Origin of the sequence: Serratia sp. AS12 (assembly GCF_000214195.1) — a bacterium.
GTDB lineage: Bacteria > Pseudomonadota > Gammaproteobacteria > Enterobacterales > Enterobacteriaceae > Serratia > Serratia plymuthica.
In genome coordinates, this window is sequence record NC_015566.1 from 3,743,532 (window position 1) to 3,765,965 (window position 22,434).

Annotated in this window: 22 protein-coding genes; 7 read left to right on the plus strand and 15 right to left on the minus strand. The window is 55.8% G+C overall.

Annotation, left to right across the window (positions count from 1 at the left end):
• Nucleotides 1-844 precede the first annotated feature (844 nt).
• Complete coding sequence (locus SERAS12_RS17500; RefSeq protein ID WP_013813895.1) at nucleotides 845-2,059, plus strand: pyridoxal phosphate-dependent aminotransferase; 1,215 nt, start codon at nucleotides 845-847, stop codon at nucleotides 2,057-2,059.
• Between the two features lie 111 nt (nucleotides 2,060-2,170).
• Nucleotides 2,171-2,770: a 5'-deoxynucleotidase gene (yfbR, locus tag SERAS12_RS17505; RefSeq protein WP_013813896.1), complete on the plus strand. Its 600-nt coding sequence runs from the start codon at nucleotides 2,171-2,173 to the stop codon at nucleotides 2,768-2,770.
• A gap of 26 nt (nucleotides 2,771-2,796) precedes the next feature.
• Here the strand turns inward: yfbR and SERAS12_RS17510 are convergent, their stop codons facing one another.
• The 4 genes from SERAS12_RS17510 to yfbV form a co-directional block, all read right to left on the minus strand.
• A complete protein-coding gene (locus tag SERAS12_RS17510; protein ID WP_013813897.1) occupies nucleotides 2,797-4,629 on the minus strand; it encodes an SLC13 family permease in 1,833 nt (610 codons plus the stop codon).
• Between the two features lie 99 nt (nucleotides 4,630-4,728).
• Entirely contained in the window at nucleotides 4,729-5,385 is a 657-nt protein-coding gene (locus SERAS12_RS17515; protein WP_013813898.1) for a sugar phosphatase, read from the minus strand.
• A gap of 17 nt (nucleotides 5,386-5,402) precedes the next feature.
• On the minus strand, nucleotides 5,403-5,897 hold the full coding sequence (locus SERAS12_RS17520; RefSeq protein ID WP_006326874.1) for a YfbU family protein: 495 nt from the start codon (nucleotides 5,895-5,897) through the stop codon (nucleotides 5,403-5,405).
• 145 nt (nucleotides 5,898-6,042) lie between these two features.
• Nucleotides 6,043-6,498 (minus strand): terminus macrodomain insulation protein YfbV, encoded by a 456-nt coding sequence (gene yfbV, locus SERAS12_RS17525; RefSeq protein WP_013813900.1) that lies wholly within the window; start codon nucleotides 6,496-6,498, stop codon nucleotides 6,043-6,045.
• A gap of 355 nt (nucleotides 6,499-6,853) precedes the next feature.
• Here yfbV and ackA point away from each other — a divergent pair, with 355 nt between their 5' ends.
• Both ackA and pta read left to right on the plus strand, forming a co-directional pair.
• Complete coding sequence (ackA, locus tag SERAS12_RS17530) at nucleotides 6,854-8,056, plus strand: acetate kinase (RefSeq protein ID WP_013813901.1); 1,203 nt, start codon at nucleotides 6,854-6,856, stop codon at nucleotides 8,054-8,056.
• A gap of 73 nt (nucleotides 8,057-8,129) precedes the next feature.
• Nucleotides 8,130-10,286, plus strand: a complete 2,157-nt coding sequence (gene pta / locus SERAS12_RS17535; protein ID WP_013813902.1) for a phosphate acetyltransferase — start codon at nucleotides 8,130-8,132, stop codon at nucleotides 10,284-10,286.
• 72 nt (nucleotides 10,287-10,358) lie between these two features.
• Here pta and yfcD read toward each other — a convergent pair whose 3' ends face one another.
• On the minus strand, nucleotides 10,359-10,916 hold the full coding sequence (gene yfcD, locus SERAS12_RS17540) for an NUDIX hydrolase YfcD (protein ID WP_004947308.1): 558 nt from the start codon (nucleotides 10,914-10,916) through the stop codon (nucleotides 10,359-10,361).
• A gap of 90 nt (nucleotides 10,917-11,006) precedes the next feature.
• The gene (gene yfcE / locus SERAS12_RS17545) at nucleotides 11,007-11,558 is read right to left on the minus strand and encodes a phosphodiesterase (protein ID WP_013813903.1); all 552 of its coding nucleotides are present in this window, start codon (nucleotides 11,556-11,558) and stop codon (nucleotides 11,007-11,009) included.
• Between the two features lie 314 nt (nucleotides 11,559-11,872).
• On the opposite strand from yfcE, the gene yfcG reads away from it, so the two are divergent.
• The 3 genes from yfcG to SERAS12_RS17560 all read left to right on the plus strand — a co-directional run bounded on the left by yfcG (nucleotide 11,873) and on the right by SERAS12_RS17560 (nucleotide 13,920).
• A complete protein-coding gene (yfcG, locus tag SERAS12_RS17550; protein WP_004947314.1) occupies nucleotides 11,873-12,502 on the plus strand; it encodes a GSH-dependent disulfide bond oxidoreductase in 630 nt (209 codons plus the stop codon).
• Between the two features lie 104 nt (nucleotides 12,503-12,606).
• The gene (folX, locus tag SERAS12_RS17555) at nucleotides 12,607-12,978 is read left to right on the plus strand and encodes a dihydroneopterin triphosphate 2'-epimerase (protein WP_004947317.1); all 372 of its coding nucleotides are present in this window, start codon (nucleotides 12,607-12,609) and stop codon (nucleotides 12,976-12,978) included.
• 27 nt (nucleotides 12,979-13,005) lie between these two features.
• Nucleotides 13,006-13,920: a TIGR01777 family oxidoreductase gene (locus SERAS12_RS17560; protein WP_013813904.1), complete on the plus strand. Its 915-nt coding sequence runs from the start codon at nucleotides 13,006-13,008 to the stop codon at nucleotides 13,918-13,920.
• 42 nt (nucleotides 13,921-13,962) lie between these two features.
• Here the strand turns inward: SERAS12_RS17560 and hisP are convergent, their stop codons facing one another.
• From hisP to folC, 9 genes are all read right to left on the minus strand, one after another.
• Nucleotides 13,963-14,736, minus strand: a complete 774-nt coding sequence (hisP, locus tag SERAS12_RS17565) for a histidine ABC transporter ATP-binding protein HisP (protein WP_006317049.1) — start codon at nucleotides 14,734-14,736, stop codon at nucleotides 13,963-13,965.
• An 18-nt stretch (nucleotides 14,737-14,754) separates the two neighbouring features.
• Nucleotides 14,755-15,459: an ABC transporter permease gene (locus tag SERAS12_RS17570; RefSeq protein WP_013813905.1), complete on the minus strand. Its 705-nt coding sequence runs from the start codon at nucleotides 15,457-15,459 to the stop codon at nucleotides 14,755-14,757.
• On the minus strand, nucleotides 15,456-16,142 hold the full coding sequence (locus tag SERAS12_RS17575) for a histidine ABC transporter permease HisQ (protein WP_004947330.1): 687 nt from the start codon (nucleotides 16,140-16,142) through the stop codon (nucleotides 15,456-15,458). Before SERAS12_RS17575 ends, SERAS12_RS17570 begins: the two co-directional genes overlap by 4 nt.
• Before the next feature lie 85 nt (nucleotides 16,143-16,227).
• Nucleotides 16,228-17,010 carry a histidine ABC transporter substrate-binding protein HisJ gene (hisJ, locus tag SERAS12_RS17580; RefSeq protein WP_004947333.1) on the minus strand — a complete coding sequence of 261 codons (783 nt, stop codon included), beginning with the start codon at nucleotides 17,008-17,010 and terminating at the stop codon, nucleotides 16,228-16,230.
• 302 nt (nucleotides 17,011-17,312) lie between these two features.
• Complete coding sequence (locus tag SERAS12_RS17585) at nucleotides 17,313-17,885, minus strand: UbiX family flavin prenyltransferase (protein WP_013813906.1); 573 nt, start codon at nucleotides 17,883-17,885, stop codon at nucleotides 17,313-17,315.
• A gap of 132 nt (nucleotides 17,886-18,017) precedes the next feature.
• Nucleotides 18,018-19,535 (minus strand): amidophosphoribosyltransferase, encoded by a 1,518-nt coding sequence (purF, locus tag SERAS12_RS17590; protein WP_013813907.1) that lies wholly within the window; start codon nucleotides 19,533-19,535, stop codon nucleotides 18,018-18,020.
• A gap of 21 nt (nucleotides 19,536-19,556) precedes the next feature.
• Nucleotides 19,557-20,057 carry a colicin V production protein gene (gene cvpA, locus SERAS12_RS17595; protein ID WP_004947341.1) on the minus strand — a complete coding sequence of 167 codons (501 nt, stop codon included), beginning with the start codon at nucleotides 20,055-20,057 and terminating at the stop codon, nucleotides 19,557-19,559.
• A gap of 233 nt (nucleotides 20,058-20,290) precedes the next feature.
• A complete protein-coding gene (gene dedD / locus SERAS12_RS17600) occupies nucleotides 20,291-21,106 on the minus strand; it encodes a cell division protein DedD (protein WP_013813908.1) in 816 nt (271 codons plus the stop codon).
• On the minus strand, nucleotides 21,107-22,372 hold the full coding sequence (gene folC / locus SERAS12_RS17605; RefSeq protein WP_013813909.1) for a bifunctional tetrahydrofolate synthase/dihydrofolate synthase: 1,266 nt from the start codon (nucleotides 22,370-22,372) through the stop codon (nucleotides 21,107-21,109).
• Nucleotides 22,373-22,434: the final 62 nt, after the last annotated feature.

The following is a 22,434-nucleotide window of genomic DNA, read 5'->3' on the forward strand; positions in this document are numbered from 1 at the left end:
TTGAATTCTAATTTACAAACTACCCTGGTGTGTTTCTAAGACATCGTTTTAAAGGGACGATGCCTGACATGACAGTACCCCACTCATTAGTGGAGGGCAAAAAAATTACTTATATTTCGTTACCTCTATCGCCTTTTAAAATGCGATCTATCGCGGATGCTTATAGAACGCTGTGCTTTATTACTAGTGAAAGTGTTTAATTTTTACCGAACCAAAGATTTTACTCATTCACAATACTGGATTGCCACACCAATCGTGCTGCGCGACTTCCGCGAACTGACAGGCTTCAGCCCCCCTACCTTCGAGAAGAAGTAAGTTATTTACTGCGTTGCGCAGGACCCTCTCTTGATGATTTTAATAAATTCAATTAGTAACATTTCCCACGTGAATAATATGGGAACAATTAGTTAAATTTTACTTAAGAAAGAGACTGAAATATTACTAATGTAATATCGCCATATTACTCAGTTTGGGTTGCCGATTGACAACCCGCTATCAGACTACTCCGGTATTATCATTTCTTTACAGTTTATCCGGGTAATCCTCCCCTCTGGCTTATCAGTGCGCAAAAATCTGTCGTCCCCAGCTTTCTGAACAGGGTCAATAATGTTAACACAACGCCATGAAAACGGGATAAAAAACCACTAATCCATTGTTATGAAATATTAAAAACCAAATAAATACTTTAACATTGTTTATCATCGCTTAAATTGGCCTTTGGACCACTCGTTTGCACCAAAGGCGTGCATAACCCTTCAAAAGCGCCAGCGCCAGGAGTACATTGAGCGGGTTGCGGTGTTCCACGGTAGGAATGCCCCCATTCCAGCAAAAGGCTCAACTTTCTATGTCCCCCATTGAGAAATCCCACAAACTGGACAACGTCTGTTATGACATTCGCGGCCCGGTGCTCAAAGAAGCTAAACGTCTTGAAGAAGAAGGCAATAAAGTCCTCAAACTGAACATCGGCAACCCTGCCCCGTTTGGTTTCGACGCCCCTGATGAAATCCTGGTCGATGTGATCCGCAATCTGCCGACGGCGCAAGGCTACTCCGATTCCAAAGGGCTCTTCTCGGCACGTAAAGCGATCATGCAGCACTACCAGGCGCGTAATATCCGTGACGTGACCGTTGAGGATATCTACATCGGCAATGGGGTTTCTGAGCTGATCGTGCAATCCATGCAGGCACTGCTGAACAGCGGTGACGAAATGCTGGTGCCGGCACCGGATTACCCGCTGTGGACTGCCGCTGTGTCACTGTCCGGCGGCAAGGCCGTGCATTACCTGTGCGATGAGGAGGCGGGCTGGTTCCCGGATCTGGACGACATTATCAGCAAAATCACTCCACGCACCCGCGGCATTGTGATCATTAACCCGAACAATCCGACCGGCGCGGTATACAGCAAAGAACTGCTGGAGCAGGTTGTCGAGATCGCCCGCCAGCACAACCTGATCATCTTCTCGGATGAGATTTACGACAAGATCCTGTATGACGAAGCCGAACACCATTCTATCGCCGCGCTGGCGCCGGATCTGCTGACCGTCACCTTCAACGGGCTGTCCAAGACCTACCGCGTTGCAGGTTTCCGTCAGGGCTGGATGGTCCTGAACGGGCCGAAGAAACACGCCAAAGGCTATATCGAAGGGCTGGAGATGCTGGCGTCCATGCGCCTGTGCGCCAACGTGCCGATGCAGCACGCGATCCAAACTGCACTGGGTGGCTACCAGAGCATCAGCGAGTTTATTCAACCCGGCGGCCGCCTGTATGAACAGCGTAACCGTACCTGGGAACTGCTGAATGACATTCCAGGCGTTTCCTGCGTGAAGCCTCAGGGCGCGCTGTATATGTTCCCGCGCATCGATGCCAAACGCTTTAACATTCATGATGACCAGAAAATGGTGCTGGATCTGCTGCTGCAGGAAAAAGTGCTGCTGGTGCAAGGCAGCGCATTCAACTGGCCGTATCCCGACCACGTGCGTATCGTTACTCTGCCGCGCGTCGATGAACTGGAAATGGCCGTGGGCAAACTGGGCCGCTTCCTGGAAAGTTATCGTCAGTAATCTCAGCGGGCGCAGCCGGTTGCTGCGCCCCTTCCCTGCACGCCCCGGTTGCATAACCCGTCGTCACTGCTCACAATGGAACCCTCACTTGCCGTTGTAGAAGAGAGCACCATGAGCCAGAGCCATTTCTTTGCCCACCTGTCCCGCTTGAAACTGATCAACCGCTGGCCGCTGATGCGCAACGTACGTACCGAGAACGTTTCCGAACACAGCCTGCAAGTGGCGTTTGTCGCCCACGCGTTGGCGGTGATCAAAAACCGAAAATTCAATGGCAACCTGAGCCCCGAACGCGTCGCCCTGCTGGCGATGTACCACGATGCCAGCGAAGTGATTACCGGCGATATGCCAACGCCGATCAAGTACTACAATCCGCAGATCGCCCACGAATATAAGAAAATCGAAAAAATCGCCCAGCAGAAACTGCTGGATATGATCCCGGCGGAATTACGTAACGATTTCCGGTCGATTCTCGATGAGCATTACTACACCGAAGACGAAAAGCTGGTGGTGAAACAGGCCGATGCGTTGTGTGCCTACCTGAAATGTCTGGAAGAGTTGTCTGCCGGCAACAACGAATTCAAGCTGGCGAAAGCCCGACTTGAAAAGACCCTGCAGCAGCGCAGCAGCCCGGAAATGGACTATTTCATGAACGTGTTTATCCCCAGTTTCAGCCTGTCTCTGGATGAAATCAGCCTGGACTCTTCCCTGTAACAGCCCTGGCGCAGCCCGCTGCGCCGTTAAAATGCATACAGCCACGGCACAATAATCACGCTGACCAACATAACCAGCAGCGTGAACGGCACGCCAATCCGCACAAAATCACCGAACTTATAGTTCCCCGGCCCCAGTACCAGCGTGTTCACCGGCGAAGAAACCGGCGTCATAAAGGCGGCCGAGGCGGCAATAGCGATAATCATGGCGAATGGGTATGGCGAAACGCCCATCTCGCGCGCAGCGGCAATGGCGATCGGTGCCATCAGCACGGCGGTGGCGGTGTTGGAGATAAACAGACCTATCGTGGCGCACAGCGCAAACAGGCACACCAGCATCACACGTGGCCCGGCACCGCCGGCAACGTCCATCAATCCACGCACGATCAAGTCCACCCCACCGGTTTTCTGCAACGCCTGGGCGAACGGCATCATGCCGACAATCAAAATGATGCTCGGCCAGTGAATCGACTTATAGGCACTTTCCATATCGATGCAACGGAATTTTCCCATTAGCAAGCAGGCAATCAGCGCGGCGATCGGATTGGGGATTTCATCGGTCAGCATCATCGCCACCATCAGCGCCAGGCAAAACAGCGCGTGCGGTGCCTGGGTGATGGCCGGAGCTACCTCGTCCACCTCTGCCGGCAAATTGAGGACAATAAAATCATGGGTTTTCGCCTGCAGTTGGCGGATCGCCTTCCAGTCGCCGATCACCAGCAGGATATCGCCCAACATCAGCGATTCATCCACCAGTTTGCCCGACAGGGTTTCGCCATTGCGGCGAATGCCGACCACGTTCAAATCATAGCGACTGCGGAACGTCGATTCGCGCAGGCTTTTGCCCAGCAGCGTCGAGTCCGGAATCAACGACACCTCCGCCATGCCGACGTTGCGCGCCTGTTCGGAGAAATAGTCGCCGCGCAGCACCATCGGCTCCAGTTGCTGCTCGCTGCAAAACTCGCGCAAGTCGATCTGGCTGTCCGACATGTCGATCAACAGCACGTCGCCTTCTCGCAGTTCGGTACTGCCGGATGCGCTGACCATCACCCGCCTGAAGCGCTTCCAGCGTTCGATCCCCACCACGTTGGCCCCGTAGCGGGCGCGCAGATGCAATTCATCCAGCGAGCGGCCCACTAGCGGCGATCCGCTGCGGATCGCCAACCGGCGTGCCCTGCCGTTCAGTTTGTAGTCACGGATCAGATCGCGGAAGGTGCGGCGTTGCCAGGTTTCCCGGCTTTTATCCCCGTCGTTATTGCCCAGCCAGCGCCGCGCCACCAGCATATATCCCACGCCCAGCACCAACACCACCAGCCCAACCGGCGTCACGCCAAAGAAACCGAAGCCGTCGATACCCTCGCGCACTAACTCGCTGTTCACCACCATGTTCGGCGGTGTTGCCACCAGCGTCATCATACCGCTGATCAGGCCGGCAAAACTCAGTGGCATCATCAGCCTGCCCGGTGCAATTTTCATCCGTGCCGCCACGCTGAGCACCACCGGGATAAAGATCGCCACTACGCCGGTCGAGCTCATAAACGCCCCCAATCCCGCCACGGTGACCATCAGCAACATCAGCATTTTGGTTTCACTGCTGCCGGCGACTTTCACCAGCCAGTCGCCCACCTGATAGGCCACGCCGGTACGCACCAGCCCTTCGCCGATCACAAACAACGCGGCAATCAGGATCACGTTAGGATCGCTGAAGCCCACCGTCGCTTCCTGCAGGGTCAGCGTACCGCTCAACACAAAAGCGATGATCACCAGCAGCGCCACCACGTCCATCCGCAGCTTATTGGTGGTAAACAGCACGATGGCAATCAACAGTAAACTCAGCACCCACAGTAATTCGCTGTTCAAAACGGCCTCATCCGGCAGACATAGTCAAGGTCTTAAAAACTAGCATAAAAAAACCCCGCCGATGCGGGGTCTAATCAATTTGGGTGAAGATAAGGCCCGTCAGGCGACCCGATCGACTACGGCGCCCTGCTCTGTCTTCCTCACCGCGATTTGCTCCAGGGACGACAGCAGCAGATCGACCTGATCCAGCTTAGGAGCATCGGCCGGTGCATTTACCGCGATCACCTGGCAGCCTGCCGCCAACCCTGAAAGGATCCCGGCAGCCGCATCTTCAACCACCACGCAATCCTGCGGTGCCAACCCCAGGCGCTCGGCACCCAGCAGATAGGCGTCCGGCTGAGGCTTGCCATGTTTTACCTGCTCGGCGGTGATAAACACCTCCGGTTGCGGCAAGCCAGCGGCGTTACGGCGGGCGGTGGCGACCGGAATAGAACCGGAGGTGACGATCGCCCACGGAATGTCGAGTGCGTTCAACCGAGCCAGCAAGGCAGCGGCCCCCGGCAGCGCGGTGACGCCGTCGGTATCTTGCGCTTCTACCTGTTCCAGCAGCAGAAACTCCTGCTGAATGGCAGCCTCATTTTCACCGGGCATAAAGTGGCGCAACGAGGTAATGGCCTGTTTACCGTGAATAAAATCCAGTACGTCCTGCGGATTAATGCCACGGCGTTTGGCCCAATTAATCCAGGCACGCTCCACTGCCGGCAGAGAATCAACCAACGTCCCATCAAGATCGAACAGAAAACCCTTACACTCCACAGGAAACCTCTTTTTAATCAGGCATTGATAATTTGCGCAATCTCAACGGCGCTTAGGTGATACTGACGTGGGCATGACAGCCAGATTGCCAGCATACGCTGGTATTTTTCCCACATTTTGGTTTGGGCGTTAAAGCCGTGGCTGCCGGAATCGAAATGAGTATAGCGCCCCTCGGTGGTAACCAGGAAACGCACATAGCTCAGATGGCGCGCTTCAGTGGCGGCATCAAAGCCGAGAAAAGCCAGGCGACGCGCCTCAATACCCTGTTTGTCTTTCAGATTATCCCAGGAGACCTGCAAGGCGTGGTGCATCTCCATTACGTTGATGATCGTGCGGCACACCTCTTCGCTCATTTCGCCGAAATCGCGATCCAGCTCGCGCATCTGCAAGCCAAAACCACGCTCGATGATCGTCTGCAAACGGCGGTAACGTTCAGTGTTGTCCGGGTCGAGCAGCGTCATCATCTTGTACTGGTTCGACAGGATCAATCGTTGGGCATGGGTCATTTCCATCATAATTTCCTCGGTAAATTGCTTATGACGAAAGCATCGCACAGCGCAATATCGCAGGAAATCACAACTCGACCGTTCTTTGATTTAAACCGGGGTTATTGGCGTTATCACGAAAAAGGCCGCTATCACTGCGGCCCTTTAAGGCTTAAAGATCGTCCAGGAAGGTTTTATCCAACTGCTTGAAGGCACGTTTCAGCAAATCCGCCAGCGTTTGATAAGTCGGAGTGCCTTCCACCGGTGCGACCGCCTGACCGGCTTCCGCCAGTCTGTTGCGCACTTCATGGAACCACTGCAGCAGCGTTGGCGGCAACGGCGTGACCGAACGACGCCCCAACCACCATAACCCCTGCATCGGCATGCTGCAGGCGAACAACGCGGTGGCGATCGCCGGGCCGAGCTGACCGCCCAGCGCAATCTGCCAGGTCAGGGTAAACACCGCCAGCGGCGGCATAAAGCGGACGGCAAAGCGGGTGGCGCTCGCAACGCGATTCTCCGGAAAGACCGGAGCCAGACGTTTGTCTGACGGCCAGGTTTTCATATAATGCTGCCCGCGCTGGAAGACCTGAAACCAGCTTACGGAACCGGACGGTTTGCTCGTCATCGCGTACCTCAACGTCACGTAGTAAAAATGGGGGTACTGCAAACACAATACTAAAAAATTTGAAGCTTTAAATTTATTTTGTGTTTGCTGCAGGCTATCGGTATCCTAGGCCGGCCTTTTGGCCGGTAGAAGATGACAATAATTCTGTCAACTTTTAGCCCTATAAAAATGAAGATTACTTAAACCGCAGAGAAATCATCGGTTTTTTCATCATCATGTGATTTGTGCACTTCACATGATGTTAATCATAAATGTCAACGGCATTATGCGCTACGCTTGTTGTCTGATTGACGATTAATTCACCACGTGTTTGGGTTTTCCTTTAACAACACGAACTATTTAAGTAGGTACTTCCATGTCGAGTAAGCTAGTACTGGTTCTTAACTGCGGCAGTTCTTCCCTGAAATTCGCTATCATCGATGCTGTCAACGGTGAAGAACACCTCTCCGGCCTGGCCGAATGTTTCCACCTGCCTGAGGCTCGCCTCAAGTGGAAGATGGACGGCGCCAAACACGAAGCGGCTCTGGGTGCCGGCGCTGCGCACAGCGAAGCACTGAACTACATTGTTAATACTATTCTGGCACAAAAACCGGAGCTTTCTGCCCAACTGACCGCTATCGGTCACCGCATTGTGCACGGCGGCGAGAAGTTTACCGCTTCTGCCGTGATCAATGATGAAGTCTTGCAGGGTATCAAAGATTCGGTGCCATTTGCACCACTGCATAACCCAGCGCATTTGATCGGTATTGCTGAAGCACTGAAATCCTTCCCTAACCTGGCGGATAAAAACGTTGCCGTGTTCGACACCGCATTCCACCAGACCATGCCGGAAGAATCTTTCCTGTACGCCCTGCCGTACAGCCTGTATCGCGATCACGGCGTTCGCCGCTATGGCGCGCACGGCACCAGCCACTTCTACGTGACCCAAGAAGCCGCGAAGATGCTGAACAAGCCGGTTGAAGAAGTGAACGTGATCACCTGCCACTTGGGTAACGGCGGTTCCGTTACCGCAGTGCGCAACGGGAAATGCGTTGACACCTCCATGGGTCTGACTCCGTTGGAAGGCCTGGTGATGGGTACCCGCAGCGGTGACATCGATCCGGCGATCATCTTCCACCTGCACGACTCCCTGGGCATGAGCGTTGATCAAATCAACAAAATGCTGACCAAAGAATCCGGCCTGCTGGGCCTGACCGAAGTCACCAGCGACTGCCGTTATGTTGAAGACAACTACACAAGCAAAGCCGACGCCAAGCGTGCGATGGATGTGTTCTGCCACCGTCTGGCCAAATACATCGGCGCTTACAGCGCACTGATGGACGGCCGTCTGGACGCGGTGATCTTCACCGGCGGCATCGGCGAAAACGCCGGTATGGTACGTGAGCTGACCCTGGATAAACTGGGCCTGCTGGGCTTCGAGATTGACCACGAGCGCAATATGGCCGCCCGTTTCGGTAAATCCGGCACCATCACCAAAGACGGCAGCCGCCTGGCACTGGTTATCCCGACCAACGAAGAGTTGGTCATCGCGCAAGACGCATCCCGTCTGACCGCGTAACGCTCTCCGACACCGTCAGCCCAGGCTGGCGGTGCTGTTTTAGCCTCATGTTAATCGTGAAGAGGACTATTCTGTGTCACGTACAATTATGTTGATCCCCACTGGCACCAGCGTCGGTCTGACCAGCGTCAGCCTGGGTGTCATCCGCTCCATGGAGCAGAAAGGCGTTCGTCTGAGCGTGTTCAAACCTATCGCCCAGCCACGCACCGGCGGCGACTCTCTCGACCAGACCACCACCATCATCCGCAGCAACTCCACCATTCCGGCGGCCGAACCGCTGCGCATGAGCTACGTTGAGGGCCTGTTGGGCTCCAACCAGCAAGACGTGCTGATGGAAGAGATCGTGGCTCGCTACCATGAGAACACCAAAGACGCGGAAGTGGTACTGATCGAAGGCCTGGTGCCGACCCGTAAACACCAGTTCGCCAATGCGCTGAACTATGAAATCGCCAAAACCCTGAATGCGGAAATCGTCTTCGTCCTGGCGCTGGGCAACGATTCCCCGGCACAGCTGAAAGAACGCATTGAGCTGGCTCGCAGCAGCTTCGGCGGCAGCAAAAACAAAAACATCACCGGCGTCATCATCAACAAATTGAATGCTCCGGTTGACGAGCAGGGCCGCACCCGTCCTGACCTGTCCGAGATCTTCGACGACTCCACCAAAGCCAGCGTGACTAACGTTGATCCTGCTCAGCTGTTTGCCAACAGCCCGCTGCCGGTGCTGGGCTGCGTGCCGTGGAGCTTTGATCTGATCGCCACTCGCGCCATCGACATGGCCCGTCACCTGAAGGCTACCGTGATCAACGAAGGCGATATCATGACTCGCCGCGTGAAGTCCGTGACCTTCTGTGCGCGCAGCATTCCGCACATGCTGGAACACTTCCGTCCGGGCTCCCTGCTGGTCACCTCGGCAGACCGTCCTGACGTGCTGGTTTCCGCCTGCCTGGCGGCGATGAACGGCGTGGAAATCGGCGCCATTCTGTTGACCGGCGGCTATGCCATCGATGCGCCGATCAAAAAGCTGTGTGAACGCGCCTTCCAGACCGGCCTGCCGGTATTTATGGTCGACACCAACACCTGGCAGACTTCGCTCAGCCTGCAAAGCTTCAACCTCGAAGTGCCGGCGGACGACCATCAGCGTATCGAGAAAGTGCAGAACTACGTGGCCAGCCACATTAACGCAGAGTGGATCGAGTCGCTGACCGCCACCTCCGAGCGTTCACGTCGTCTGTCTCCACCGGCGTTCCGTTACGAGCTGACCGAGCTGGCACGCAAAGCCGGCAAACGTATCGTACTGCCGGAAGGCGACGAGCCACGCACCGTGAAAGCGGCGGCCATCTGTGCTGAACGCGGTATCGCGGAATGCGTCCTGCTGGGCAACCCGGAAGAGATCCAGCGCGTAGCTGCGGCTCAGGGCGTTGAGCTGGGCAAAGGCATCGAAATCGTTGATCCGGTCGCCGTGCGCGAGCAGTACGTGCCGCGTCTGGTTGAACTGCGCAAAAGCAAGGGCATGACTGAAGTGGTTGCCCGTGAGCAGTTGGAAGATAATGTGGTTCTCGGTACTCTGATGCTGGAGAAAGGCGAAGTCGACGGTCTGGTTTCCGGCGCGGTCCACACCACCGCCAACACCATCCGCCCACCGCTGCAGCTGATCAAAACCGCTCCGGGCAGCTCGCTGGTGTCCTCCGTGTTCTTCATGCTGCTGCCTGACCAGGTTCTGGTCTACGGCGACTGCGCGATCAACCCGGATCCGACCGCCGAGCAATTGTCTGAAATCGCGATTCAGTCTGCAGACTCTGCTGCCGCCTTCGGTATCGAGCCGCGCGTGGCGATGATCTCCTACTCTACCGGCAACTCCGGTGCGGGTAGCGACGTCGAGAAAGTGCGCGAGGCAACCCGCCTGGCACAGGAAAAACGTCCTGATCTGATCATTGATGGCCCGCTGCAGTACGACGCCGCTATCATGGCCGACGTCGCGAAATCCAAAGCGCCGAACTCGCCGGTTGCCGGCCAGGCTACCGTGTTCATCTTCCCGGATCTGAACACCGGTAACACCACTTATAAAGCAGTACAGCGTTCTGCTGACCTGGTATCCATCGGGCCAATGCTGCAAGGCATGCGCAAGCCGGTGAATGACCTGTCACGCGGTGCACTGGTCGACGATATCGTTTACACCGTGGCATTGACCGCCATTCAGTCTGCACAGGCTGATGCAGCCGCCAAAGCCTGATAACCCCAGCGTTATCGGATAAAAAAAGCCGGTCATATGACCGGCTTTTTCATGTTGACGACCTGGCGACTATCAGGCGTTTTCGTCGGTGTCGCGTAGCGGTTTACCGTAAGCCTGCTCGTTGTTGCGCGTCAGCCACAGCGACAGCGCCTTCAGCGAATCCGGTGTGAATTCGTCGCAACGGGCGGTGATCTCTTCCGGCGTCAGCCAGCTCACCTCAACCACTTCTTCTTCCTGCAGGGCGAAAGGTCCGTGGGAAACGCAGCTAAACAGTGCGCCCCATACCCGGCACTGTTCTTCTTCAAAATAGAACAAGCCATGTTCGGCGAAAGGCACGCCGGCAATACCCAGTTCCTCTTCCGCCTCGCGGCGTGCGGAATCCAGCACGTTTTCGCCGCTTTGTACTACTCCGCCCGCGGTGGCATCCAGCCAGCCCGGATAGAAGTCTTTAATGTCGGTGCGACGCTGCACCAGAATTTTACCCATTCCATCATGCACCACAATATAGGTAGCACGATGACGCAGCCGTTGAGCACGCATTTGTTGGCGACTTGATTGAGCAATCACTTCGTTTTGCTCGTTGACGATATCAACCCACTCGGTATCTGCAGCCTGACCCTGTTCCGCCATCCTCTAAAACCTTCTATTTTGGCGCGTTGCATCCCGCGCGCTGGTTAATCAATGAGTGTTTTTCAAAGATTTTTATTGTGTGTGTATAAATTAGTGCGTTAATGCCACCTCTGCAACAGCCTTGCCGCCCTGCAGGGTAACCACACTTAAAATGCCCTCCTCCAGTATGCCATAACTGGCGGGAAAGCCCCCCTTCGGAATGCTGACCGACCCTGGATTAAAGCAGTAAATCTCTCCCTGCCGTTCCGCCTGCGGTACATGACTGTGGCCATAGACCAGGACATCGCCGGAAGATAACGGCGGCAGTGCCGAGGGATGATAAAGGTGACCGTGGGTTAAAAACAATCGTCTTTTTTGCAGCAACACCTGCTGCCAGGATGCGGTGATGGGAAACGTCAGCAACATTTGATCAACTTCACTGTCACAATTGCCGCGAACGGCGATGATCTTGTCGCTATAGCGATTCAATTGTTCGGCAACCTGAGCGGGCTGATAACCCGCCGGCAGCGCATTTCGCGGCCCATGATTCAGCAAATCGCCCAGAAGAATCAGCCAGTCGGCGCCGCTTTGTTCAAAGCGATCCAGGACACTTTCAGTGGCGGGGAGTGAACCGTGTATATCAGAGGCGAATATCAGCTTCATAACCATTCCTTTAGCATGGATATATGCGCTATTTTATCGCAGTGGCCAAGGACGGCAAGGCTGACGAAAGGTTAAACCTCATTGGCCTGAAATTGTGATGTCTCTTGCGGATATAGCATCAGACGAATCTCACATAGCCTGCTATTCTTAGCTGCTATTGTGGGTAACACTATATGCCCGTTGTCTTTCAAGCTACATGTTGGCTACAACTTGAAATTCATAGGGTATAGCTGAATCTCTGATATACCTTTGTATGCGGCGAAGACCGCTGCAACGTGTAATGACTTACAGATCACTTTACCGCAGGAGGCACCATGATTGACCTGTATTACGCGCCTACTCCCAACGGTCACAAAATTACCCTGTTTCTGGAGGAGGTTGGCTTACCTTACCGTATCCATCGCGTAAATATCAGCGCTGGCGACCAGTTCAAGCCGGACTTTCTGAGCATTTCACCCAACAACAAAATCCCGGCGATTGTCGATCAGCAACCGGTTGACGGCGGTGCGCCTATCAGCCTGTTCGAATCCGGCGAAATCCTGCTGTATCTGGCGGAGAAAACCGGCAAGTTGCTGAGCAAAGGGCTGCGTGAGCGCGCCGCCACGCTGCAATGGTTGTTCTGGCAGGTGGCGGGCTTTGGGCCCATGCTCGGGCAGAACCATCATTTCAACCATTACGCGCCGCAGCCGGTGCCTTACGCCATCGAACGTTACCATCTGGAAACCAAGCGCCTGTATGGCGTGCTGGAAGCCGAATTGCAAAAGCATCCGTACCTGGGCGGCGACAATTACAGCATTGCCGATATCGCCACCTATCCCTGGGTGGTTTCGCATCCGCGCCAGCGCATTGATCTGGCGGATTATCCGGCAGTGCGCAACTGGTTCGAACGCATCAGCAACCGCCCGGCGACCGGGCGCGCCTACAAGCTGGCCGAACAGGGTTAACCGTCCGACTCCCCGGCTTCCGGGGAGTTTCCTCCAGCTCGTTATCTTTTCCCTACTTTCCGTGTATTCTGAGCGCCAATAATCAGACCTGTGGAGATTCTCTGATGTCATTTAGTCAACCCGACGCCATTATTCGTATCAAAAATCTGCGGTTGCGTACTTTCATCGGTATCAAGGAAGAAGAAATCAACAACCGCCAGGACGTCCTGATTAACGTAGCCATCCACTACCCGGCGGATAAGGCGCGCAATAGCGAAAACATCGACGACGCGCTCAACTACCGCACCATTACCAAAGCGATCATCCGCCATGTTGAAGATAACCGCTTCGCTCTGCTGGAAAAATTAACTCAGGATGTGCTCGATATCGTGAAAGAACATGCCTGGGTAACCTATGCTGAAGTAGAGATCGATAAACTACTGGCCCTGCGTTATGCCGACTCGGTTTCCATGACCATGAGTTATCGCCGGGGCTGAAACAATAGCGTATCAGGGAGGTTGACCATGCGGATCCTGATCACCGGCGCCACAGGATTGATAGGGAGCAGCCTGACGCAGCGGCTGCTGGGTCTGTCTCACTCAATTACGGTACTGACCCGTGACGTACAACGTGCGCATGAACGGTTTGGCGAACAAGTCAGCTACTGGTCAACGTTGCAAGACCAAACGTCGCTGGATGGCTTTGACGCCGTGATCAACCTGGCCGGTGAGCCTATCGCCGATAAACGCTGGAGCAAGGCGCAGAAAGAGCGCCTGTGCCACAGCCGTTGGGATCTGACCGAACGGTTAGCGGCGCTGATTAACGCCGGCAGCTCGCCGCCCGGCGTGCTGATTTCCGGTTCCGCCGCAGGCTACTATGGCGATCAAGGCCAGGCAGTGGTCACCGAAGATGAAGCTCCGCATGACGAATTCACCCATCAGCTCTGCCAACGGTGGGAATCCCTGGCGCTGCAAGCGCAAAGCGACGCGACCCGAGTCTGTCTGCTGCGCACCGGCGTGGTGCTGGCAAGCAAAGGCGGAGCACTGGCGAAAATGGTGCCGCCGTTCCGTCTGGGGCTGGGCGGGCCGATAGGCAATGGTCGCCAATATCTGCCCTGGATACATCTGGACGACATGGTCAACGGCATACTTTATTTGCTGGAACACGCCACCCTGCAGGGCCCCTTCAATATGGTCGCCCCCTACCCGGTACATAACGAGCAATTCGCAGCCCAACTCGCCAACGTGCTCGATCGCCCGGCGTTTTTGCGCGTGCCGGCATTTGCCATGCGTTTACTGATGGGGGAAGCGGCGGTGCTGGTCCTCGGCGGTCAACGGGCGGTGCCAAGACGGCTGGAGGAGGCGGGGTTCAGTTTCCGTTTTCTGGAGCTGGAACAGGCGCTGGATGACGTTATCAATCAACGGAACGACGCCCGCTGAGGGGAATGCCGGGGCCCGACGGAGCAGGGTCCCGGCAACCGATTATTTTAAAGCGCCGGAAAGAAACTGCTGCAGGCGCGGGCTTTTTGGATTGCCAAACAGCTCAGCCGGCGGCCCCTGCTCTTCAATAAGTCCCTTATGCAGGAAAATCACGTGGCTTGAAACGTGGCGCGCAAATTCCATCTCGTGCGTCACCACCACCATGGTTTTCCCCTCTTCAGCCAGCTTCTGCATAATGCGCAGTACTTCCCCCACCAGCTCCGGATCCAGTGCCGACGTCGGTTCATCAAACAACAGCACCTCCGGTTCCATCGCCAACGCACGGGCGATGGACACGCGCTGCTGCTGGCCACCCGACAGATGCACCGGGTATTTGCCGCGCGCGCGTTCGTCGATACCCACCTTATCCAGATAGCGCACCGCGCGCTCGCGCGCTTCGGCCTTGCTCAACCCCAGCACCTGCACCGGCGCTTCCATCACGTTCTCCAGCACCGTCATGTGGCTCCACAGGTTAAAGTGCTGGAACACCATGGTCAGACGAGTACGCAGCAATTGCAGCTGTTTCTTGTCAAACACCTTCAGTTGGCCGTCCTTGTCGCGCACCATGCGAATATCTTCATTATTCAGGCTGATGGAGCCTTCGCTGGGTTTCTCCAGGAAGTTAATGCAGCGTAAAAAGGTGCTTTTACCGGACCCCGAAGAGCCAATAATGCTAATCACATCCCCTGCATTCGCCGCCAGTGACACGCCTTTCAGCACCTCGTGTTCCCCATAACGCTTATGCAGTTCAGTGACGGCTAATTTATTTTCAGACATGGTTTTTCCCCGTCATTATCAGTGATTAACGTGCGCCATCCAGCGTTTTTCGGCCTTGCGGAACAGGCTGATCAACACGTAGGAGATCGCCAGATACAGCACCGCCGCGATGCCGAAAGCGTAGAACGGCTGATAGGTCGCCGCGTTGATATCTCGCGCTATCTTCAACAGATCCGGCACGGTGGCGGTAAACGCCAGAGCCGTGGAGTGCAGCATCAGGATCACTTCGTTGCTGTACGCCGGCAGCGCGGTGCGCAGCGCCGAAGGCAAAATGATGCAGCGGTACATTTTGAAGCGAGAGAACCCATAGGCGCTGCCCGCCTCAATTTCACCGTGCGGCACCGCGCGGATCGCCCCGGCGAAGATCTCGGTGGTATAGGCGCAGGTATTCAGCGTCAGTGCCAGAATGGTGCAGTTAAGCCCGCTGCGGAAGAACGCGTTGAGGAAATCCGTGCCCCGCACGATCTCCAGGCTATACATCCCCGAATAAAACACCAACAGCTGCACATACAGCGGCGTACCGCGGAATATGTAGGTGTAGAGCCACACAGGAAAACGCACCCAGGAGATTGAGGAAACGCGCGCCACCGCCATAGGTATCGCCAGCAAGCCGCCCATCACCACCGATGAGATCAGCAGCCACAGCGTGACCGCCACACCGGTGAAACGGTAGCCGTCGCTCCACAGCAACGATTGCCAATACTGTTGCAAAATCTCGATCATAATTCGGCCCTCTTGACGCCCAATGAATAACGCCGTTCAAGCCACAACAACACGCCATTGGAAACGGTGGTAAAAATCAGGTAAACCACGCCGGCCACTATCGCAAAGAAGAATGGCTGATAGGTGCCTTTGCCGGCCAATTGAGTGGCCTTCACCACGTCGTTAAGACCCAGAATCGACACCAGCGCCGTCGCCTTGAGGATCACCTGCCAGTTGTTGCCGATGCCCGGCAGGGCAAAACGCATCATTGCAGGGAACAAAATGCGGCGGAAAATCTGTGAGCCTGAAAAACCGTAGGCAGTAGCCGCCTCGATCTGCCCCTTCGGCACCGCCATATAAGCGCCGCGAAAGGTTTCCGTGAAATAGGCACCATAGATAAAACCGAGGGTGATAATCCCCGCGCTGAGCGGATCGATATCAATTTGCGAAAAGCCGAGCAGTTCTGTGAGGTTGTTCAGCGCAATCTGCAGGCCGTAGAAAATCAGCAGCATCAGCACCAAATCAGGCACGCCGCGGATCAGCGTGGTATAGGCACCAAACAGCGTAGAAAGCAGGCGGTTATGGGAAAGCTTGCCGCCGGCACCGATCAAACCAATCACCAGCGCCAGCAGTACGGAACTGAGGGCCAGTTCCAGCGTCACCAGAGCGCCCTCAAATATCAATTGGGAATAGCCTTGCAGCATCTACTTCACCCTGTCGTCATTGGAGCCCGAACCATCGGGGCCAGCAAGCTGACCCCGTAGTCACACCATGGAACGGTACGTGGGATTAACCGCCGTAGACGTCAAAATCGAAGTATTTTTTCGCAAACTTGTCGTAAGTGCCGTCTTTGCGCATGTCGGCAAAGGCTTTATCCAGCGCCGCCTTCAGTTCGGTATCGGTCTTGCGCAGCCCCATACCTGTGCCCACGCCAAAGAACTTGTCATCCTTCACCGATTCGCCGGCGAAAGCGTAATCCTTGCCCGGAGGCTGCTTCAGGAAGCCGTCGCTGCCCGCCACTTCATCCTGGAAAGCGGCATCAATGCGGCCGGATGCCAGGTCGGCGTACACCAGGTCCTGGTTCTGGTAAGGCACCACGGTGATGCCCTTAGGCTGCCACATGGCGTTCGCGTAGGCTTCCTGGGTAGTGCCCTGCAGCACGCCCACGCTCTTGCCTTTCAGCGCATCCACCGTTGGCAGCAGCTTCGAGCCTTTCGGCGCGATCAGGCGGGCGTTAGCGGCGTACAGCTTGTCGGTAAAGGCAATTTCCTGCTGGCGTTTTTCGGTGATCGACAAAGAAGAGATGATGGCGTCAATTTTCTTCGCCTTCAGAGAGGGGATCAGCGCGTCAAAATCGCTTTCCACAAAGGTACATTGGGTATTTATGCGTTTGCACAGCTCTTTGGCCAGATCGATATCAAAGCCGACCAACTCACCTTTGGCATTTTTGGATTCAAATGGTGCATAGGTCGGATCGGTACCTATCTTCAGCGTCGATGGTAGCGCGGCAAATGCGCTGCTTACTGCGCTCAAAGCCAAGACTAAAGGAAGAACCTTAACCAGCTTTTTCATAAATTACCCTCAAATTGATTTTTTTGATGCCACTGCGGGCATTACTTTCCCACCAAATCAATTTGCAGTAATCGTGCCACATTTGTTGCTGTAGGCGGAGGGAACGGCTCCGGCCTTCACAAAACTGTTTCCTGGGACGATAACCGCAAAAATAAATCGGCCAGTCAGGGCCGCGTCACGGGCAATGACAAAATGCCAGAGCCTTGAAACAGTGAACGTGATGGAGTGGGATCATTATGGTGCATGTGCCGCCCTAATTCAGTGCGGTGTTGCACAAATGTGCCAAATTGGGGATAAATTTGTTAATTGGAGCCTTGCCAGCGGGTGAACAAATCTTTCGGTAATTCAATGTCGAACTGATCCACCACCCGATTCACGGTTTGATCGATGATGTCATCGACGCTTTTCGGTTGGTGATAAAAAGCCGGTACCGGTGGCATGATCACCGCGCCCATTTCCGCAGCCTGCGTCATCAGGCGTAAATGGCCTATATGCAACGGGGTTTCACGCACGCACAGCACCAGCCGGCGGCGCTCCTTCAGGACTACATCGGCGGCGCGCGTCAGCAGGCCGTCGCTATAGCTGTTGGCGATACCGGATAACGTCTTGATTGAGCAAGGTAAAATCACCATACCCAGGGTTTTGAACGAACCGGAAGAAATGCTGGCACCGATGTCGCGTGCGTCATGCACCACGTCAGCCAACGCCTGCACTTCACGCAGGCCAAGCTCGGTTTCCAGCGAAAGCGTTTGCCGCGCCGCGTTGCTCATCACCAAATGGGTTTCCACCTCTGCGACGTCGCGCAATGCCTGCAACAGGCGCACGCCGTAGATTGCGCCGCTGGCGCCGGAAATACCGATGATGAGTCGTTTCATAAAGCTGGCCTCTGCCGAAGAGAAAGTAGGATCAGGCAGACTTTGCCGGAATGGCGGTACATAAGCAAGTCGGGGGGAGGATAATGCACCGCGACAAACGCCGCGGTGCACCTTTTTGGCTAGCGCTTCGGCTTAACCTTCGTTATGCATTTCCAGATTTTCTGCTTCGGTCTGGCCACGCATCGCCTGGGCGTCGTCGTTACGCAACGATTCCAGATACTCGAGATAGTTCTGGTCTACGTCCTTGGTGACATAGATGCCGTTAAACACCGAGCATTCGAACTGGCTGATATCCGGGTTCTCTTCGCGCACCGCTTCGATCAGATCGTCCAGATCCTGGAAGATCAGGCCGTCGGCACCGATGATTTGGCGGATTTCATCCACTTCACGGCCGTGGGCAATCAGCTCGTTGGCACTCGGCATGTCAATGCCGTACACGTTCGGGAAACGAATTTCCGGCGCAGCCGAAGCCAGATAAACGCGTTTCGCCCCGGCGTCACGCGCCATTTCAACGATCTGCTCGGACGTGGTACCACGGACGATAGAGTCATCCACCAGCAGCACGTTCTTGTCGCGGAACTCGGCGCGGTTGGCGTTCAGCTTGCGGCGTACCGACTTACGACGCGCCTGCTGGCCCGGCATGATGAAGGTACGGCCGACATAGCGGTTCTTCACAAAGCCCTGGCGATACGGCTTACCCAGGATACGCGCGATTTCCAACGCGATATCGCAGGACGTTTCCGGGATCGGGATCACCACGTCGATGTCCAAATCTTCCCATTCACGGGCAATCTTCTCACCCAGCTTCTGCCCCATGCGCACACGGGCGCTGTAGACCGAAATCTTGTCCATAAAGGAATCTGGGCGTGCGAAGTAGACGTATTCGAACAGGCACGGGTTGGTTTTCGGGTTCTCTGCGCACTGGCGGGTGAACAGTTGGCCTTTCTCAGTGATGTACACCGCTTCGCCCGGCGCCACATCGCGCAGGAACTCGAAGCCCAACGTATCCAGCGCTACGCTCTCGGAAGCCACCATATACTCGTTACGGCCATCTTCCAGCGTGCGTTTGCCGATCACCAACGGGCGGATGCCGTTCGGGTCGCGGAATGCCAGCAGACCGTGGCCGATGATCATCGCCACGCAGGCGTAAGCGCCACGCAATTGCTGATGCATGCCGGCAACGGCGGTGAAAATGTTGTCTGACTCCAGCGGATAATCCTGGAAGCGGTCCAGCTCACTGGCCAGTACGTTCAGCAGGATCTCGGAATCGGAGGTGGTGTTGATATGGCGACGACCGCTTTCAAACAGCGATTGGCGCAGCTCATGGGCGTTGGTCAGGTTGCCGTTATGGGCCAGCGTGAGGCCGAACGGCGAGTTTACATAGAATGGTTGAGCCTCTGAGGCACTGGAGCTGCCAGCCGTCGGGTAGCGCACATGGCCAATACCCATGTTGCCCTGCAAGCGCTGCATATGGCGTGCCTCAAACACATCCTTCACCAGACCATTTGCTTTACGCAGACGGAACCCGTTGTGGGCATCTATGGTGACGATGCCTGCGGCATCCTGGCCACGGTGCTGAAGCACCATCAACGCATCATAAATCGACTGGTTTACCGGCATAAAACCGGCGATACCGACAATACCGCACATGTTGTCTTTTCCTCATCAGCGCTACCGCCCCGGTAAATGGGTCGGTAAGAAACTCGACGTGCTCTGCAGGTAGTCAAAGAACCACCTGATGATATAACTGAACTGGGGAATGAGCTGTGACTGTTTCCAGTCGTCACTTTGCGAGAAGCCGGTAAAGGTATCCAGGAAAAACAGCATCGCCGAAACGATCAACACGCCGCGCAGTGCGCCGAAACAGACGCCCAGCACCCGGTCGGTGCCTGATAACCCGGTTTTCTCTACCAGTGAGCTAATCACATAGTTGACAATGGCTCCTACGATCAGGGTCGCGATAAACAAGATGGCAATCGCGATGCCGTTTCGCACCAGTTCATCTTCAAAACGAGTGAAGTAGACCGCAAGGTAAGAGTAGAAATGGCTGGCAACAAAAAACGCACATCCCCATGTCACAAGTGACAATGCTTCGCGAACAAACCCTCGGATCAGGCTCACCAGAGCCGAAAATCCAATCACCGCTATAATGACGTAATCAATCCAGACCATGAACTATTCCAATGATGAATCGCCCCTGCATCCAATTCGCGGCGAATTCTAACAGAAAAAGAAAACGTTTGCGTAGGGGATTTCCTAGCACGTTACAAATAAAAAACGGCGATAAAAAAATTCCCAATCGCCGCACCTACATAGGCCGTTTTGCCTGTGAAAGGCACATTTTTAATAGTGATTACACCAGCACTCATCGATTCAGGGGCACAGCATGCTGTGCCCCAATTCTGTCAACGTGTGCCGTAGGGCTTCACCTGGCCGCTCAAACCGCTGATGGAGTTCAGCGTAGACAGCGAGGACTGCAGCTTCTGTTTCGAGGCGTCCGGGCCAACGTAGATCCGGGTGATCTGCCCCTGTACCGGCGTTGACGGCACGGTGAAGGCGCGATAGCCGGACAGCCTGAGCGACGCCACGACCTCATTCACCTTGGCGGCGTTTTTCAGTGCACCCAGTTGCACCACATAAGCCTGCCCTGCCGGCGCTTTCTCTTCTGCGGCCGGTTTCGGTTCTGGCTTAGGTTCTGGTTTAGGTTCCGGTTTAGGTTCTGGCTTCGGCTCAACTTTGGGCTCAGCTTTAACCTCCGGAACAACCTCAGGCTTCGGCTGAACAACCGGTTTCGGCTGCTGCACCGGCTTTGGCTTCACTTCCACCGGCTTGGTTTCAACCGGTTTTGGCTTCACTTCCACCGGTTTGGTTTCGACCGGCTTCGGTTTCGGCTGTTGCACCGGGCGAGTTTCGACCGGCGGCGCGACCTGAACCGGCTGTTGCGCCGTCTGGCGTACGGCCTGCTGCGAGGCCGCTTCGTTCGCCGCCTGCTGCTCGACCAGTGCGCCCGCCCCTTCCGGCGGCTGCGCCGGCAAAGACTGGGTTACCGGCGGCACCACGTCGTTTTCTTCCACGTCACCCGGTTTCGGCACCAAGGGAATGGCCGCGAACTCATCCTCGTAATGTTTCTTTTTTCCATCCAGCAGCCCTGGCAGGATGATGACCCCCAGCGCGACCAGAATAACGGTTCCTACCAATCGGTTTTGAAATTTGCTTGCCACTCACACTCCCCGCATCTCGTCTAACGCCGCCATCACGTGCGCAACGGTGTGGAACGATCCACAGACGATCACAATATCCTGAATATCAGCGTCCTGCATAGCCTGACGCCAGGCAGTTTCGACATCGGCAAACTGCCGCGGTTCCGTCAAATGTTGCGCCAGCGATTCAACGCTGGCTCCACGCGGCCCTTCCAGCGGCGCGCAATACCATTCATCCACTTGCTCGCTCAGGCAAGCCAGCGTGCCGGCGATGTCTTTATCCGACAGCATGCCCACCACGGCGCGCACCTTGCCGCCCTTGCGCGGCAATTTCGCCAAACGCCCGGCCAGATAGCCTGCGGCGTGCGGATTATGCGCCACGTCCAGGATCAGCATCGGATCCTGTCGCACAATCTGGAAGCGCCCAGGCAGCGTCGCCTGCTGCAGGCCGGTGAAGATCGCCCGCTCATCGATTTCCAACGCGGAATAGTGCAACGCCGCCAGCGCGGTCGCGGCATTGGCTAGCGGGACGTTGGGCATCGGCAGGTCGGTCAGCAGCGTGCCGCCGCCTTCCCACTGCCAGCGTTCGCCCTGTTCGCTGAAAGTCCAGGCTTCGCCACGGCGATACAGCGTCGCGCCCAGCTTTTCCGCCACCTCGCGAATGGTGTCAGGCATATCCGGCTCGCCTACCACCGCCGGCTTGCCGCCGCGGAAAATCCCGGCCTTCTCACGGCCGATGCTTTCGCGATCGTTGCCCAACCAGTCGGTATGATCCAGCGCGATACTGGTGACCACCGCCACGCTCGGATCGACGATGTTGGTCGCATCCAGCCGGCCGCCAAGGCCAACTTCCAGGATCACCACGTCAAGCTTAGCCTGTTTGAACAGTTGCAGCGCCGACAGGGTGCCAAATTCGAAATAGGTCAGTGAGGTTTCACCCCGGCCCGCCTCAATGGCGGCGAACGAACGACAGTGCTCCGTTTCGCTCAGTTCGTCGCCCTGAATGCGCACCCGTTCGGTATAGCGCACCAGATGCGGCGAGCTGTAAACGCCAACGCGCAGACCGGCCGCCATCAAAATGGCTTCCAGAGTCCGGCAAGTCGTGCCTTTGCCGTTGGTACCGGCAACGGTGAACACCGTCGGTGCGGGAGTGAGTAAATCAAGATGCGCCGCAACGCGCTGTACGCGTTCCAGGCCAAGTTCGATCGCCTGGCTGTGCAGACGTTCAAGATAATAAAGCCACGAGCTCAATGGCGACGTGGCTTGGGGAATTTGGTGGTTTTGCATGAGTCCCATCACTGATTGGGTTCATTGATCCATCAGGGCACCACCCTCACCGCGGTAAAGGC

Coding starts and splice junctions, on each gene's coding strand:
- SERAS12_RS17500 (WP_013813895.1), top strand. CDS start 845: ATGTCCCCCATTGAGAAATCCCACAAACTGGACAACGTCTGTTATGAC.
- yfbR (WP_013813896.1), top strand. CDS start 2,171: ATGAGCCAGAGCCATTTCTTTGCCCACCTGTCCCGCTTGAAACTGATC.
- SERAS12_RS17520 (WP_006326874.1), bottom strand. CDS start 5,897: ATGGAAATGACCCATGCCCAACGATTGATCCTGTCGAACCAGTACAAG.
- yfbV (WP_013813900.1), bottom strand. CDS start 6,498: ATGACGAGCAAACCGTCCGGTTCCGTAAGCTGGTTTCAGGTCTTCCAG.
- ackA (WP_013813901.1), top strand. CDS start 6,854: ATGTCGAGTAAGCTAGTACTGGTTCTTAACTGCGGCAGTTCTTCCCTG.
- yfcD (WP_004947308.1), bottom strand. CDS start 10,916: ATGGCGGAACAGGGTCAGGCTGCAGATACCGAGTGGGTTGATATCGTC.
- yfcE (WP_013813903.1), bottom strand. CDS start 11,558: ATGAAGCTGATATTCGCCTCTGATATACACGGTTCACTCCCCGCCACT.
- yfcG (WP_004947314.1), top strand. CDS start 11,873: ATGATTGACCTGTATTACGCGCCTACTCCCAACGGTCACAAAATTACC.
- folX (WP_004947317.1), top strand. CDS start 12,607: ATGTCATTTAGTCAACCCGACGCCATTATTCGTATCAAAAATCTGCGG.
- SERAS12_RS17560 (WP_013813904.1), top strand. CDS start 13,006: ATGCGGATCCTGATCACCGGCGCCACAGGATTGATAGGGAGCAGCCTG.
- hisP (WP_006317049.1), bottom strand. CDS start 14,736: ATGTCTGAAAATAAATTAGCCGTCACTGAACTGCATAAGCGTTATGGG.
- SERAS12_RS17570 (WP_013813905.1), bottom strand. CDS start 15,459: ATGATCGAGATTTTGCAACAGTATTGGCAATCGTTGCTGTGGAGCGAC.
- SERAS12_RS17575 (WP_004947330.1), bottom strand. CDS start 16,142: ATGCTGCAAGGCTATTCCCAATTGATATTTGAGGGCGCTCTGGTGACG.
- hisJ (WP_004947333.1), bottom strand. CDS start 17,010: ATGAAAAAGCTGGTTAAGGTTCTTCCTTTAGTCTTGGCTTTGAGCGCA.
- SERAS12_RS17585 (WP_013813906.1), bottom strand. CDS start 17,885: ATGAAACGACTCATCATCGGTATTTCCGGCGCCAGCGGCGCAATCTAC.
- purF (WP_013813907.1), bottom strand. CDS start 19,535: ATGTGCGGTATTGTCGGTATCGCCGGTTTTATGCCGGTAAACCAGTCG.
- cvpA (WP_004947341.1), bottom strand. CDS start 20,057: ATGGTCTGGATTGATTACGTCATTATAGCGGTGATTGGATTTTCGGCT.
- folC (WP_013813909.1), bottom strand. CDS start 22,372: ATGCAAAACCACCAAATTCCCCAAGCCACGTCGCCATTGAGCTCGTGG.